The sequence below is a fragment of the Streptomyces sp. SID5464 genome, assembly GCF_009862985.1.
In the GTDB taxonomy this organism is placed as follows: domain Bacteria; phylum Actinomycetota; class Actinomycetes; order Streptomycetales; family Streptomycetaceae; genus Streptomyces; species Streptomyces chartreusis_D.
Window position 1 is genome coordinate 31,257 of the sequence record NZ_WWIQ01000001.1, and the last position, 14,639, is coordinate 45,895.

Sequence of the window (14,639 nt, forward strand, 5' to 3'; positions counted from 1 at the left end):
GTCAGCCTCCTTGGACGGCGGTGAGGACTTCCACGCGGTCCCCCTCGGCGAGGGGCGTGGACGGCCACTGGGCGCGCGGGACGACGGTTTCGTTGAGGGCGGCGGCCACGCCGGACGGCGCGGCGGTGAGGGACTTCACGACGGAGTCGAGAGCCGTACCGGGCCGGACGTCCCGGGGCTCCCCGTTGACGGAGATGTTCATGCGGGCTGCTCCGTGAGGGCGGTGGCGGTGCTGAAGCGCTTCGGAGTGAAGGGGCGGGCTTCCTCGGGGAGTTCACCCGTCGTCAGGACGTGCGCCATGGCGTCGCCGGTGACCGGCGTGAGCAGGACGCCGTTGCGGTAGTGCCCGGTGGCCAACGAGAGCCCTTCGAGACCGGTCGGGCCGAGCAGCGGCGCGTTGTCGGGGGAGCCGGGGCGCAGTCCGGCCCGGGTCTCGGTGAGGGGCAGCTCGGTGATGCCCGGGACCAGCTCGTGCGCGTCGCGCAGCAGCTCGTACACACCGCCCGCGGTCACGGTGGTGTCCCAGCCCAGCTCCTCGCTGGTCGCCCCGATGACCAGCTCGCCGCTCTCGCGCGGCACCAGGTAGACATGGCTGCCGCGCACGACCGCGCGCACGGTCCGGCTGAGGAACGACCCGTGCCGCTGCGGCATGGTCAGCCGTACGACCTGCCCCTTCACCGGCCGCACGGGGGGCAGCACATCCTCCGGGACGCCCGCGAGCCGCCCGCTGAGACTGCCCCCGGCCAGCACGACCTGTCCGGCGTCCAGCGGGGTGCCGTCGTCCGTGACGGCACCCGTGGCCCGGTCCCGTACGACGGTGAGCCGCTCCGCCCATGCCCGGTGGAAGACCACACCGGTCCGCTCGCACGCGGCGACCAGCGCCCCGGCCAGCCGCCGCGGGTCGATCTGGTGGTCCCCGTCGACCCGCAGCCCGCCGCGCACGCCCGGCGCGAGCATCGGCTCCAGGCGACGGCACTCCCGCCCCGACAGCCACTGCGATTCCAGGCCCGACTGCTGCTGCAAGGCGTGCAGTTCGCGCAGATGGGCCCGGTCGTCGGCGTCCAGGGCCACGGCGAGCGTGCCGCACCGGCGGTAGCCGAGGTCGTGGCCGGTCTGCTCGGTGAGCTCGGCCGCGAAGTCCGGATAGCGCCGGGCGGAGGCGAGGTTCAGACCGAGCAGGGTCTGCTCGCCGTAGTGCAGTTCCGTGACGGCGGCCAGCATCCCGGCCGCCACCTGTGCGGCTCCGCCGCCCGGCTCCGGGTCCACCACGGCCGTGGCGAGTCCGCGCTGCGCGGCCCGCCACGCGGTGACCAGGCCGATGATCCCGCCCCCGACGACGAGGACGTCTGACGTTCGCGTACGCGACATGGGCGTCCAGCCCCTCCCTTCGCCGGCATGACCCGGATCAGGTTCGTACGGTCGGAGGCCGCCAGCCTCCCTCTCAGCCCGGTGCGTCCGGGCTCCCGCGAGTGCCTTACGTTGGCCACCCACCCTAGCCCGATGCCGTACGCCGCAGTAAGGGAGCCACCGCCATGGCCCGATCCCTCGACGGTCTCGTCCTGGCCCCGGTCGCCGACCAGGCACCCGGCCAGGTGGGGACCCGCACCCGGTTCACGTACCACGAGCAGGACGGAGAGGTCTGGGCCGAGTACTCGGGCGGCGACGTCGTACGCGGACATCTCGTGGGTACCCGGGAGGGCGACAGGCTGGACTTCCGGTACGTACAACTCAAGGGGGACGGGACCACCTCCTCCGGGCACTGCGTGTCGACCGTCGTGGAACTGCCCGACGGGCGGGTGCGGCTGGAGGAGAGCTGGGAGTGGGAGTCCCAGGCGGGCAGCGGGACGAGCGTTGTGGAGCAGGTCACTGCGGATGAGCACTGACTGACGAAATGTCAGTTGTCTATGGTGATCAGGTGAGCGAGCAGACGCAGGAACCAGGTTCGTCCGCGCCGGGGCGCGTGGTCGTGGCGGGCGCGGGCATGGCCGGTGTCCAGACCGCGGTCGCCCTGCGCGAGCAGGGCTTCACCGGCACGGTGAGCGTGCTCGGCGCCGAGCCGCACCAGCCCTACGACCGGCCCCCCCTGTCCAAGGCCGTCCTGCTCGGCAAGGCCGAGGGCTCAGCCTTCGACGTCGACTTCGAGGCCCTCGGCATCGAACTGCGGCTCGGCTGCGAGGTGCTGGGCCTGCGCCCAGGCGACCACGAGCTGGACACCGAGGACGGGCCCGTGCCGTACGACGTCCTGGTCGTCGCGACCGGTGCCGAACCGATCCGGCTGCCCGGGGCGGAGGGCGTGCCGGGCGTGCACCTGCTGCGCACCCTGGACGACGCCGAGCGGCTGCGGCCGGTGCTGGCCCGCCGGCACGACATCGTGGTCGTCGGCGCGGGCTGGATCGGCGCGGAGTTCGCCACGGCCGCGCGCGAGGCGGGCTGCGCGGTGACCGTCGTGGAGGCCGCCGACCGGCCCCTCGCCGGGGCGCTGCCCGCCGAGGTCGCCGCGCCGATGGCCCGCTGGTACGCCGACGCGGGTGCCGTGCTGCGGACGCACGCGCGCGTGGAGCGTGTGGAACCCGGAACGGTGGTCCTCGACGACGGCTCGCGGCTGCCCGCGGGCGCGGTCGTCGTCGGCATCGGCGCCCGTCCGGCCACGGCCTGGCTGTCCGGCTCCGGGATCGAGCTGGGCACGCACGGCGAGATCGTGGCCGACCAGCACCTTCGTTCGTCGGTGCCCGACGTGTACGCGGTCGGCGACTGCGCCTCCTTCCCCTCGGGCCGGTACGGCGAGCGCCTGCTGGTGCACCACTGGGACAACGCCCTCCAGGGGCCGCGCACGGTCGCCGTGAACATCGTCGGCCGGGCCTCGGGGGAGACCCCGGCGGTGTACGACCCCGTGCCGTACTTCTGGTCGGAGCAGTTCGGACGGTTCGTGCAGTACGCCGGGCACCACGCGGCCGCCGACACGACCCTTTGGCGGGGCGACCCGGCCGGACCGGCCTGGACGGTCTGCTGGCTGCGCGGCGACCGGCTGGTCGCGCTGCTGGCGGTGGGCCGCCCCCGGGACCTGGCGCAGGGCCGCCGCCTGATCGAGTCGGGCACGCCGATGAATCCGGCGTTGCTGGCGGACCCGGCGAGGCCGTTGAAGGCGGCGACGGCGTAGCTGTCGAGGCGGGCGTGTCCGCCCAGGTGGGCGGGCCCGACTTCCGACTGTCAGTGGGGGATGGCAGGCTGGTTTCCGTGACCGAGATTGACGCAAAGATCGATGCTCTCGTCCCTGCCTGGCTCACCCTCCCCGACATCGCCGAACAGCTCGGCGTCGAGGTGACGCGCGTGCGGCAGCTGGTCAAGGACGGCCAGCTCATCGCCGTACGCCGCGGTGAGAACCGCGCGCTGCACGTCCCCGCGGCCTTCATCGACGGGGACAAGGTCGTCAAGGGCCTGTCCGGGACCCTGACGCTCCTGCGGGACGACGGCTTCACGGTCGAAGAGATGCTGGAGTGGCTCTTCACCCCCGACCCGAGCCTGCCCGGCACGCCGGCCCAGGCCCTGAGCGAGAACCGCGGCACGGAGGTGAAGCGCCGCGCCCAGGCGCTCGCGGTCTGACCCGACCACGACCGAACAACCGTCCGGTGCCGTGCGAGCGGGGCCGGACCTGAACAAACGCCCGGTGTGTGTGGGCCGGGGCCTGTGCGGTCGACCCGCAAGGTCCCGGTCAGGGGGTGGCTTGTGCCCGGCCGGGGGGGGGAGGCCGACCGGAGTCACCGGAGCGGGCGTTCCGGCGCTTGGGCCCGCCCGCACTTGTACGGTGCCACCGGTGCATCCGCACCCGTGCGCAACGATGGGCCACCTGCGCCCGCACCCGCGCCGGTGCGGAACCATGGGAGCAGCCGCACCTGACGGCGCCGGGGCGCGCACCCCGCACCCGTACGCCACCGACAAACCAGGGGGACACACGCATGGCCGCCACAACTGCCGGCACCGCCCGCGCCCAGCTCGCCGACGCCCGGGTCTACCTCTGCACCGACGCGCGCAAGCGGCAGGGCGATCTCGTGGAGTTCCTGGACGCCGTCCTGGCGGGCGGGGTCGACATCGTGCAGTTGCGGGACAAGGGCATGGAGGCGGCCGAGGAGCTGGAGCACCTGGCCGTCTTCGCCGACGCCTGCGCCCGGCACGGCAAGCTGCTCGCGGTCAACGACCGCGCGGACGTCGCCCACGCCGCCGGCTCCGACGTACTGCACCTCGGCCAGGGCGACCTCCCCGTCCCCGCGGCCCGCGCGATCCTCGGCGACGGCGTCCTGATCGGCCGCTCCACGCACGCCGAGTCCGAGGCCGCCGCGGCCGCCGTCCAGGACGGCGTGGACTACTTCTGCACCGGCCCCTGCTGGCCCACCCCCACCAAGCCCGGCCGGCACGCCCCCGGCCTGGACCTCGTCCGGTACACCGCCGCCCTCGGCACCGACCGGCCCTGGTTCGCCATCGGCGGCATCGACCTCGGCAATCTCGACCAGGTCCTGGAAGCGGGGGCCCGCCGCGCCGTCGTCGTACGGGCGATCACGGAGGCCGACGACCCCGGCGCGGCGGCGGCCGAGTTCGCCGAGAGGCTGCGGGAGAAGCGGTAGCCGGTTTGTGGGCCGGTTTGTCCAAGGGATGGACAACAAGTGCGCAAAACGGGCAAAACCCTGCGCCCGGTTGGGGGACCGACCGCCCCTGGCTAACCTGCCGGTATGGCCCTCGGCACCGCATCCATCAGGTCGGACCACGCGCGCACCGTCCGCGACATGCTCGCGACCGGCAAAACGACGTACTCGTTCGAGTTCTACGCCCCGAAGACCCCGAAGGGCGAGCGGAACCTGTGGAACGCGCTGCGCCGGGTCGAGGCCGTGGCGCCCGACTTCGTCTCCGTGACGTACGGCGCGGGCGGCTCCACCCGGGCGGGCACGGTCAAGGCGACCGAGGCGATCGCCTCCGACACCACCCTCACGCCCATCGCGCACCTCACGGCGGTCGACCATTCGGTGGCCGACCTGCGCAACATCATCGGCCAGTACGCCGACGCGGGGATCCGCAACATGCTCGCCCTGCGCGGTGACCCGCCCGGCGACCCGATGGGCGAGTGGGTGCCGCACCCCCGGGGTCTCGCCTACGCCGCCGAACTGGTCGAGCTGATCAAGGCGTCCGGCGACTTCTGCGTGGGCGTCGCCGCCTTCCCGGCGATGCACCCGCGCTCCACCGACTGGGACTCCGACGTCCGTCACTTCGTCGACAAGTGCCGTGCGGGCGCCGACTACGCCATCACGCAGATGTTCTTCCACCCGGAGGACTACCTCCGGCTGCGCGACCGCGTCTCGGCCGCCGGCTGCGACACCCCGATCATTCCCGAGGTCATGCCGATCGCCAGCGTGCGGTCGCTGGAGCGGATCGGGTCCCTCACCAACGCCGCGTTCCCGGCCGCCCTGAAAGAGCGGATCCTCACAGCAAAAGACGATCCGGCCGCTGTACGCTCCATTGGTATCGAATTCGCCACGGAGTTCTGTGCGCGGCTGCTCGCCGAGGGCGTGCCCGGCTTGCACTTCATCACGCTCAACAACTCCACGGCGACGCTGGAAATCTACGAGAACCTGGGCCTGCACCACCGACCGCAGGCCTAGACCGTTCGCACCGGTATACGACACACTGCGTAGCGGCGACTGGGAGAGGGGCGTACATGGGCTGGGCGGTCCTCTACATCGCGTTCGGCATCGTCGCGCTGTGGCTGTTGGGCGAGGTGCTGTTGCAGTACAAGGCACGGCTGCGCTGGCGGCTGCTCGCCTTCGTCGGTTTCCTCGGTGTCGTGGTCGGTGTGCTGATCCCGTCGGTCGTCGTGATCGGGCTGGGTGCGGCCGCCTTCGCGGTCGGGCAGACGTACGTCACCCTGTCCTTCCGCAGCGGCTTCTCGGCCGGCTGGGCGATGAACGCGCCGATGCTGGGCGGCGGCAAGGGCCGCCGCGGTGAGCGCGGCCGCCAGGAGCCGAGCCTTGAGGTCTCGGGCCTGGAGGCGGCCGACGGCGGCTTCGGCGACGAGGGCGCCGACTACCGCCACGACGCCACCGCCCCCGCCTACGGCCAGGACGACGACTACGACCACGACGACGTCTTCACCCCGTCGCGCCCCGTCCACCCGACGGCCGCCGAGACCACCGCCGTCTACGAGCCGCAGCCCGTGCCCGACGACACCGGCTCCTACGGCGTGTACGGCGACACCGGATACCAGCCGGGCTTGCCCCACGACCAGTACGCCGCCACGGCCCAGGGCACCGACCAGCCCTACGCCTACGACTACTCGGGCTACGGTCGGCAGCAGGGCTACGACGCCACGGACCAGCAGCAGTACGCCGCCTACTCCGACCCGTACATCGGCTCGCCGACCTACGGCGGAGGCTCGTACGACACCTCCTACGGCGACCAGCAGTACTACGCCCAGCAGGGCTACGGCCAGGACCAGTACGCCGGTACCTACGGGGGCGAGACCCCGCCCGGCGGTGCCTGGGTCCCGCAGCAGCGCAACACCGACGAGTACGGCCAGGAGCTGCCGCCGGAGCAGTCGTACCCGTACCAGGGCACCGGGCAGCAGCAGACACCCGGGAACGGCTTCGACGAGCAGTACCGTTTCTGAAGCCTGAACGCCGCTGGGGCGGCGAGCCTACTGGGAGCCCCGGAACTCCGGCCCCTCCACGATCAGTCCCGCCACCAGCGCGCCCGACATGCCGGCGTGCGGCAGTCCGCCACCGGGATGCGCCCAGCCGCCCACGGTGAACAGACCGGGCACGCGGGTGCTGTTGGACGGATGCAGCAGCCGCCCGCCGCCCGCCGCCAGAGCGGGCACCGGCACCGCCCCGCCCTCCGCGCCGGTCGCCTCGGCGATGTCGGCCGGGGTGCGCACGTCGTGCCAGAGGAGACGGTCGCGCAGGTCCGGTACGGCGCGTTCGGCGACCGTGATCATGTTTTCGGTGAGGTCGTCGCAGGGCTCGTCGGGCCGCGCGGGCACCACCGTCGTGAGGGTGACCGCCTCGTGGTCCGGATCCGGGACCAGCCGCGGGTCGTCGGGCCGCAGGACCGTGACCGTAGGGCGTGGGTGCCGCGCCGCCGTGCCGAAGAGGGCGTCCAACTCGGCCTCGCGGTCCGCCGCGTGCACCACTGTGCGGTGTGCCGTGCCCTCGGGGCGGGCGCCGCGCAGGGCGAGCAGCACCGTGACCCGGCTCGCCGACGCCGGCTGCGGCGGCACCTCGCCGTCACCTCGCACCCTGGCCGGTGCCGACAGCCGGTCCAGCGTGCCGGGCGCGACACCCGCGACCACGAAGTCCGCCTCCGCGACCGTGCCGTCGGCGAGTTCCACCCCCGACGCCCGGCCGTCCTTCTCCAGCACGCCGGTCACGTCGGCGCCGAAACGGAACTCGACCTTTCGGGCCACGCACCGCTCGTACACCGCGCGGGCCAGCTCGCGCAGGCCGCCGCGCACGTACCAGGTGCCGAAGGCGTGCTCCAGGTACGGCAGTACGGCAGCGCTCGCCGGGGTCGTCCGGGGGTCCAGGCCGTACGCCAGGGCGTGGCTCTCCAGGAGGGCGGTGAGCCGGGCGTCCCGCAGCTCCCAGGCGCCGACCTCGGCGAGCGTGCCGGCCCGGCGGGTGCGCAGCAGCCGCTTGTGAGGCACCGCCGGGTACGGCTCGCGCTCGGCCAGCACCTGCCAGTTCGGCCACAGCGGCTCCTCCAGGAGGGGCCGGCGGGTGCGGTCCCAGGCCTCGCGGGCCCGCACCAGGAAGTCGCCCCAGCGCTTCCCGGCCCCGGAGCCGAGCGCCTCGTCCAGCGCCGCCACGACGCCCGCGCGCGAGGCGTTCGGCAGCGACACCCGGGTGCCGTCCGCGAACACGTGCCGGGACGACGGGTCGACCTGGACCAGGTCGACGCAGGCCTCCAGCGGCTCCTTGCCGGTCTTGACGAACAGATCGCGGTAGACGGCGGGCAGCGGGAGCAGGCCGGGGCCGGTGTCGAAGGAGAACCCGTCGCGCTCGAAGCGGCGCAGCGCTCCGCCGTACGTGTCCGTCCGCTCGTACACCACCACCCGGTGGCCCGCGACGGCCAGCCGGGCGGCCGCCGCCAGCGCGCCCATCCCGGCGCCGATCACCGCAATCCGTGCCATGCCAGGGACTTTATCGGCCCCCACTGACAACCTTTGCGCGGCCGCCTCCGAGTACGGACGCGGAGGCGATCGTGACCAGCCGGCCACGGGGCGTTCTGTGGCCGCGTGCGCAGGGCTGAGTACCCGTACCTAGTGAGGGAGTTGAGTACGCGCGCGGATGGGAGGCGACCTGCGAGAACGAGAGAGTGGAGGCACGGAGAGGGGCACGGTTCCGGTACCGGCGACACGGGGCGCCGGAACGGGACCGGGCCCACGATCCGCTCCTTCCGCCGACGGTGTCGGCGGGAGCGAGGCACGGGGGAGAACCGGGGGATGACCGAACGGGGGTCCTGCGGGGGAAGTACGGGGGAGCAGGAAAACGGGGGAGCAGGGAAGGCGCCGGTTCGAGGTGGCCCGCGGGGGACGCGGCCACAGCGGACCGGCGCTTTCACATCTGCACCAGGGATGCCCTCAGCGGCAGCGTTCAGGGGTGTGCCCTCAGCGGCAGCCGCTCACCCGTCCCTGGAGCAGCCGGGACAGCGCCGCGTGGACGTCGTCCAGGGAGCGCTCCGGCTGGAAGGACTTCCAGTCCAGCGCGGCCACCAGGACCATGCCGACCAGCGCGGCCGCCGTCAGCGGGATGTCGATCTCGTCGCTGAACTCACCGCCCGCCACGCCGTCGCGCAACACGTCCTCCACCACCGCGACGGCCTGCTGCCGGACCACCATCAGCGTCGACTGCCAGGCCCGGTTCGTGCGCCACAGCTCGGCCACGTACAGCTGCGTGAAGGCCGGGTAGCGGTCGATGAAGACCAGTCCCGCGCGGATCATCGCGTCCAGGGCGTCGACCTTGGTGCCGCCATCCCGGGCGGTCCGCTCGGCCGCTTCCCGCAGGGAGGCGGTGAGGAGGCCCACTCCGTGCCGCAGCAGTTCCTCGAAGAGGACGGACTTGCTCGCGAAGTTGTAGTAGACCGTGCCCTTCGCGACTCCGGCACGCTCGGCGATCTCGTCCACGGTCGTGGCGGAGAAGCCCTGCTCGGCGATGAGCGTGACGGCCGCCTCGTAGAGCTTCTGCCGGGTGGCCTCGCGGCGCGTGCTGCCGCCCGACGCGGCACTGCTGCTTTCCATGGCCCCGATTGTCACAGGAACCTTTCCGGGGGATGTCACCGAAGGGTTCACCGGGGATGTCGCCGAAGGGCTCACAGACTCAGCTCCGGGTGCAGCCGGTCCAGCGTCCACACCTGGCGGCGGCGGGCCGCCACGGCGGTCAGCGCCAGGGCGCCGGCGGTGAACGCGGTCAGCACCACGCACGCGTGCCACACCGGTTCCAGACCGCCGCCCGTGATGAGCCTGCGCAGAGCGTCGACGACGTAGCTCATCGGCAGGAACGGGTGGAGCGCGTTGAAGAAGCCGGGGCTGGTCTGCACGGGGTACGTGCCGCCCGCCGAGGTCAGCTGGAGCATCAGCAGGGCGAGGACGAGGATCCGGCCCGCCGCCCCGAAGCGCGCGTTCAGCCACTGCACGATCGCCGCGAAGCACGCCGTCACCAGGAACAGGAAGCCCACCGTCCCGGCCGCCCGCGCCATCTCCAGGCCGACCGCCCAGTGCAGCACCGACATCAGGGCCACCGTCTGGAGCACCCCGATCGCCACCACCGGCAGCCAGCCGGCCAGCGCGATCCGCCATGCCGGGGCGCCCGCGGCGAGCGCGCGCCGGTTCATCGGCGCGATCAGCATGTAGGCCACCATCGCGCCCACCCACAGCGACAGCGGGATGAAGTACGGGGCGAACCCGGTGCCGTAGTTGGGCGCCTTGTGCAGGTCCTGGGAGGCGAGCCGCACGGGGTCGGCCATGACCTCGGTGCGCTGGTCGCGGTCCTGCTTGTCGTAGTCGGGGATCCGCTCCGCCCCGTCGTGCAGCCCGCCGGCGAGCTTGCCGGAGCCGTCGACGAGCTTGAACATGCCGCCGCTGAGGTCGTCCGCGCCCGTCTTCAGCCGGCCGACGCCCTTGTCCAGGTCGACGGCACCGGTCCTGGCCGTGCCGAGCCCCTTGTGCAGCTTCTTCGCGCCCGCGGCGACCTTCGCGGCCCCGTCGTTCAGCTTGTTGATCTTCTTGACGGCGTCGTCGAGGTCCTCGGACAGGTGCGGCGCCCGGTCTGCGAGAGCCTGGGACTGCTTCTGGAGGGCGGCGAGGTTCTTGTCGAGCTTCGTCAGGTCGCCGTTCTGGTCCGCGATCAGTGTGTTGACGTCGCCGGCGATGACGGCCACGTCGGCCGCCGCGTCCTTGGCCTTCTTCAGGTCGGCACAGGCGGCGTCGGGCAGGACGGGGTCGTCGCAGCGCCTGGCGTAGACCCCGTTCAGCGTGTCCGACGCCGTGCGGGCGCCCTTGGCGGCGGTCGGTGCCGTCCTCGCCAGGGTGTCCAGGTGCTTGCGGATCGCACCGGAGGAGTCGGCGACCAGCCGGGCCGTGTCACCGATGGTCTTCTCGTTGCCCCTGAGGAAGGGGCCGACCTTGCCGGCGGTCGTGTTGACCCGGTCGGCGAGCTTCTGCGTGCCCTCCGCGACCTGCTTCGAGCCGTCCTCCAGGTCGCCCGCGCCCGTGTGGAGTTTCTTCAGGCCCGTGGACAGCTTGCCGCTGCCGTCCTTGGCGTCCTTCAGGCCGTCGGCGAGGTCCTTGGAGCCCTTCTCGGCCTTGCCGATACCGCCCTTGAGCTTGTCGGCGCCCTTCGCCGCCTGCACGGTCTTGCCGTGGATGTCGGAGAACGAGACGAAGATCCTGTCCAGGAAGGACCGCGACGTCTTCGTGGATGCGGCCTGCCGCACCTCGCTGAACACCGTCCGGGAGATCTGCCCGACGATGTAGTTGTTCGCGTCGTTCGTGTGCACCTGGAGGGCGCCGGTCTCCGGGGACTTCCCGGAACTGGAGGCGATCCGCTCGCTGAAGTCGGCGGGCATGGTGAGCGACAGGTAGTAGGTGCCGTCCTCGACTCCCCTGCGGGCCTCGGCGGCGCTGACCTCCTGCCAGTCGAAGGTCTTGCTGTCGTGCAGGCCCTTCGTGATGTCGTCGCCCGCCGTGATCCTCTTCCCGTCGGCGGTCGCCCCCTTGTCGTCGTTCACGAGCGCCACGGGGATACGGTCCAGACGGCCGTACGGGTCCCAGAACGACCAGAGGTACAGCGCGCCGTACAGCAACGGCAGCACCAGCAGCGCGACCAGCGCTGCGCGCGGCAGCTTGCCCCTGCCGAAGCGGCGCAGCTCAAGCGCGGCCAGTCTCGGCGAGCGCATCGGCCTTCTCCTCTCCCTGACCGGCCTTCTCGTCCTCGGCGGCCGGGTCGTCCTGGTTCTCCCGGGCGTCCTGGTTCTCGTGGGTGGACACCCTGACGGCGCCTTCGGGGGCCTCACTGCACACCGCCACGACCGTCGTCCCGGCGCCGGCGAGGGACCTGAGCAGGGACCAGACCTCGTCCCGCTCGCCGTCCGAGAGCTTGAGGTCGGTGTCGTCGACCCCGAGCAGCCGGGGCCGGCCGACGAGGGCGAGGGCGATGGACAGCCGCAGCGCCTCCACGCGCTCCAGATCGCGTACGGCGGTACGGGGCCCCTTGGGCAGTGCCTCCAGGTCGAGACCGGCGGCGGCCAGTGCCGCGTCGACGCGCTGCCCGGCCTCGGCCGCCCGCTCGCCACGGGGCCGCAACAGCCCGCGCAGGGAGTCGCCGAACCGCCGCTGGAGCAGCGCCCGTTCCCGCAGGTGCTCGCCGACGGTCAGGGCCGGGTCGAGGTCGCTGACCCCGGGCACATGGGCCAGGGCGCTGACGCGACGCACCGCCGACAACTGCTTGGGGAGCCTGGCCCCGCCGACGGTGGCGGTGCCCTCCGCGATCTTCATCCTCCCCGTCAGCGCGAGCAGCAGGCACGTGCGGCCGGACCCGGACGGGCCCTCGACCGCGACGAGCGAACCCGGCTCGGCATCGACGGAGATACCGCGGAACGCCCAGCCGCGCGGCCCTTTGACCCCGAGGCCCTCGGCGGCGACCCGCGCCCCTCCCACTCGTTCCCCCACGAGTCTCCCTCGATCTGTCGGAGAATTTGAACTGACTGGTCAGTGCAAAAACTACTCCGAACCTACGATCGAAGCAAAACCGCAGGTCAGAACGGATTGTCAGTGCCATACCTCACGATGGGTCACATACGGCACTCCGTGGCCGGACGTGCCGTCACACAGACGACAGGAGGTTCGTCATGGCCAGCTACCACGCAGCAGCCGCCCGTCGGCGCCGCGCCACCGGCCCTGCCCCCTCACTGACCGGCCCGGCGAGCGACGTGCACCCCGTGCTGCGCCGGGCCACGGCCCCGCCCGCCGCCCTCGACCTGCTCGCCCAGGCCCGCGCCGGCCTCGAAGAGGCCACCGTCCTGGAAACACCGAACGAGCGCTACGCGACGGCCCATCTCGCCGCCCTCCGCACCGCCGCCGCCGTGCTCGCCGCCCGGGGGCGGCCGGAGACCTCGCCCCGGGCCCGGGCCAAGATCAGGAGCGCCTGGGAAGTGCTCCCCGAGATCGCGCCCGAACTGTCCGAGTGGAGCGCGCTGTTCGCGTCCGGCGCCCGGCGCCGCGCCCGCGCCGAGGCGGGCATCCAGGACGCGGCCAGCAGCCGGGACGCCGACGACCTGATACGGGACGTGGCGATGTTCCTCCGCCTCGTCGAGCGCATGCTGGTCCTCCAGCCGGTCCTCCCACAGCCCCGCCCGGACCAGGACCGGCCCGAGGGGCCGGGGGAGGGGCGGGACATGCCGGACGCGGGCTGAGCGGGCGGCGGCGCGTGTCCGCCCGGTCGGGCCGACGCGTGTCCGGGTGAGTACCGGGCCATGCCGGCTGCCCTGGCGGAGGCAATAGGGTGGGGGACGCCTGAAGTCTTCCCTCCCCGTCACCGGGGCCGGGGAGACACCCCGTTCGCTCCGCCGTGCAAGAGGCGGTGCCGCGCCGAGGAGTCAACTGCCGTGTCGGACCCGATGCGCCCCCGCGCCTCACTCCGTACCGCCGTGGTCTGGGAGGTCCTCCAGGACGCCCTGGACCGCCGGGTCAAGGCCACGGGTCGGGAGTCGCTGGACGTCCTCGACACCGGGGGCGGCAGCGGCAACTTCGCGGTGCCCGTCGCCCGTCTCGGCCACCGGGTCACCGTCGTCGACCCCAGCCCCAACGCGCTGTTCGCCCTGGAGCGCCGGGCCGCCGAGGCAGGGGTCGCCGAGAGGGTGAAGGGCGTGCAGGGTGACGCCCACGGCCTCTTCGACGTGGCCGAGCGCGGCGGCTACGACGTGGTGCTGTGCCACGGCGTCCTGGAGTACGTGGACGACCCGGCCGAGGGGGTCCGCAACGCGGTGGCCGCCCTGCGCCCGGAGGGTGTCCTCAGCCTGCTCGCCGCCGGTCTCGGCGGTGCCGTGCTGGCCCGCGCCCTGGCCGGTCACTTCAAGGAGGCCCGCCAGGCGCTCGACGACCCGAACGGTCGATGGGGCGCGGGTGACCCCGTCCCGCGCCGCTTCACCGCCGAACAGCTCACCGGGCTGGTCGAGGGCGCGGGCCTGCGTGTCGGCGCCGTGCACGGCGTGCGGGTCTTCGCCGACCTCGTGCCCGGCGTCCTCGTCGACACCGAGCCCGGCGCTCTGGAGGCGCTGCTGAAGCTGGAGGAGGCCGCCGCCGAGCTTCCCGCCTTCCACTCGGTGGCCACGCAGCTTCATGTGCTGGGTGAGACCGCCGAGACCATCGAGACCGATGAGGCGATCGAGACTGCTGGGTCTCCCGAGGCCTGAGTCCCTCCTGAGGTACCGCCGCTGATCAGCGCCTTGGCTGTGCATGGAGTACGCCACAGGCCCCCCGAATGGGGGCTTGGCGCCGTATGATCGAGGGAGACCGTTCCGGCATGACGGGTCGGCCGCCGGGGAATGGAAGCCTCAGCGAGCCGGGGACGTCCATGGCGGGTTCCGGTTGGCCAAATGGCGCAGAGGGGCGGGTTTCACGGGGGCGATTCCCTGCCTATCCTGAAGAGACCCCCCGGGTCGCCCCGGCGACTGCACGATGAGGAGGACTCCGTGCCGCTCTCGGAGCACGAGCAGCGCATGCTCGAGCAGATGGAGCGAGCGCTGTACGCCGAAGATCCCAAGTTCGCGTCGGCGCTTGAGGGAAGCGGGCTGCGTACGTACACCCGGCGGCGGGTCTACCAGGCGGTCGCGGGCTTCCTCGTAGGTATTGCGCTCCTCATGGCCGGTATGGTCGCCAAGCAGGTCTGGCTCAGCGTCGTGGGCTTCCTCGTCATGCTGGGCTGTGCGGTGCTGGCCGTGACCGGCTGGCGCAAGGCCCCCAAGCCGGGCGAACAGGCGGCGGGGGCCGGCGGACAGCAGGCCGCCCGCCGACAGGGCCGGCAACGGCGCTCCATGATGGACCGCATCGAGCAGCGCTGGCAGAAGCGCCGCGACGAACAGGGCGGCCATTAGCCCGGAGCGCA

Annotated in this window: 15 protein-coding genes and 1 riboswitch; of the genes, 9 read left to right on the plus strand and 6 right to left on the minus strand. The window is 72.7% G+C overall.

What is annotated here, in order from left to right; genetic code table 11:
• Position 1: 1 nt before the first annotated feature.
• Positions 2-202: a sulfur carrier protein ThiS gene (gene thiS / locus GTY47_RS00155; RefSeq protein ID WP_010039301.1), complete on the minus strand. Its 201-nt coding sequence runs from the start codon at positions 200-202 to the stop codon at positions 2-4.
• Complete coding sequence (gene thiO / locus GTY47_RS00160; protein ID WP_010039303.1) at positions 199-1,368, minus strand: glycine oxidase ThiO; 1,170 nt, start codon at positions 1,366-1,368, stop codon at positions 199-201. Before thiO ends, thiS begins: the two co-directional genes overlap by 4 nt.
• Positions 1,366-1,477: riboswitch (TPP riboswitch) on the minus strand. Its footprint overlaps the gene before it by 3 nt.
• 55 nt (positions 1,478-1,532) lie before the next feature.
• On the opposite strand from thiO, the gene GTY47_RS00165 reads away from it, so the two are divergent.
• From GTY47_RS00165 to GTY47_RS00190, 6 genes are all read left to right on the plus strand, one after another.
• Positions 1,533-1,883: a hypothetical protein gene (locus GTY47_RS00165; RefSeq protein ID WP_010039306.1), complete on the plus strand. Its 351-nt coding sequence runs from the start codon at positions 1,533-1,535 to the stop codon at positions 1,881-1,883.
• A gap of 32 nt (positions 1,884-1,915) precedes the next feature.
• Positions 1,916-3,157 (plus strand): FAD-dependent oxidoreductase, encoded by a 1,242-nt coding sequence (locus GTY47_RS00170; protein WP_010039308.1) that lies wholly within the window; start codon positions 1,916-1,918, stop codon positions 3,155-3,157.
• Positions 3,158-3,234: 77 nt separating this feature from the next.
• On the plus strand, positions 3,235-3,600 hold the full coding sequence (locus GTY47_RS00175; RefSeq protein ID WP_010039310.1) for an Rv2175c family DNA-binding protein: 366 nt from the start codon (positions 3,235-3,237) through the stop codon (positions 3,598-3,600).
• 353 nt (positions 3,601-3,953) lie between these two features.
• Positions 3,954-4,616 carry a thiamine phosphate synthase gene (gene thiE, locus GTY47_RS00180; protein WP_010039311.1) on the plus strand — a complete coding sequence of 221 codons (663 nt, stop codon included), beginning with the start codon at positions 3,954-3,956 and terminating at the stop codon, positions 4,614-4,616.
• Between the two features lie 105 nt (positions 4,617-4,721).
• Positions 4,722-5,645 carry a methylenetetrahydrofolate reductase [NAD(P)H] gene (gene metF, locus GTY47_RS00185; RefSeq protein WP_010039313.1) on the plus strand — a complete coding sequence of 308 codons (924 nt, stop codon included), beginning with the start codon at positions 4,722-4,724 and terminating at the stop codon, positions 5,643-5,645.
• A 56-nt stretch (positions 5,646-5,701) separates the two neighbouring features.
• Complete coding sequence (locus GTY47_RS00190) at positions 5,702-6,649, plus strand: hypothetical protein (protein WP_010039314.1); 948 nt, start codon at positions 5,702-5,704, stop codon at positions 6,647-6,649.
• Positions 6,650-6,676: 27 nt separating this feature from the next.
• Here GTY47_RS00190 and GTY47_RS00195 read toward each other — a convergent pair whose 3' ends face one another.
• The 4 genes from GTY47_RS00195 to GTY47_RS00210 form a co-directional block, all read right to left on the minus strand.
• Positions 6,677-8,170, minus strand: a complete 1,494-nt coding sequence (locus tag GTY47_RS00195; protein WP_010039315.1) for an NAD(P)/FAD-dependent oxidoreductase — start codon at positions 8,168-8,170, stop codon at positions 6,677-6,679.
• 477 nt (positions 8,171-8,647) lie between these two features.
• Positions 8,648-9,277, minus strand: coding sequence for a TetR/AcrR family transcriptional regulator (locus GTY47_RS00200; protein WP_010039316.1), 630 nt, complete (start codon positions 9,275-9,277; stop codon positions 8,648-8,650).
• 71 nt (positions 9,278-9,348) lie between these two features.
• Positions 9,349-11,433 carry a YhgE/Pip domain-containing protein gene (locus tag GTY47_RS00205; protein ID WP_010039317.1) on the minus strand — a complete coding sequence of 695 codons (2,085 nt, stop codon included), beginning with the start codon at positions 11,431-11,433 and terminating at the stop codon, positions 9,349-9,351.
• A complete protein-coding gene (locus tag GTY47_RS00210) occupies positions 11,405-12,205 on the minus strand; it encodes an ATP-binding cassette domain-containing protein (RefSeq protein WP_029181128.1) in 801 nt (266 codons plus the stop codon). The genes GTY47_RS00205 and GTY47_RS00210 overlap by 29 nt, the downstream gene beginning before the upstream one ends.
• Positions 12,206-12,384: 179 nt before the next feature.
• Between GTY47_RS00210 and GTY47_RS00215 the strand changes: the two genes are divergently transcribed.
• From GTY47_RS00215 to GTY47_RS00225, 3 genes are all read left to right on the plus strand, one after another.
• On the plus strand, positions 12,385-12,948 hold the full coding sequence (locus tag GTY47_RS00215; protein WP_010039321.1) for an SAV_6107 family HEPN domain-containing protein: 564 nt from the start codon (positions 12,385-12,387) through the stop codon (positions 12,946-12,948).
• A 192-nt stretch (positions 12,949-13,140) separates the two neighbouring features.
• Positions 13,141-13,947, plus strand: coding sequence for a methyltransferase (locus GTY47_RS00220; RefSeq protein WP_010039324.1), 807 nt, complete (start codon positions 13,141-13,143; stop codon positions 13,945-13,947).
• A gap of 279 nt (positions 13,948-14,226) precedes the next feature.
• On the plus strand, positions 14,227-14,628 hold the full coding sequence (locus tag GTY47_RS00225; protein ID WP_010039328.1) for a DUF3040 domain-containing protein: 402 nt from the start codon (positions 14,227-14,229) through the stop codon (positions 14,626-14,628).
• Positions 14,629-14,639 lie beyond the last annotated feature (11 nt).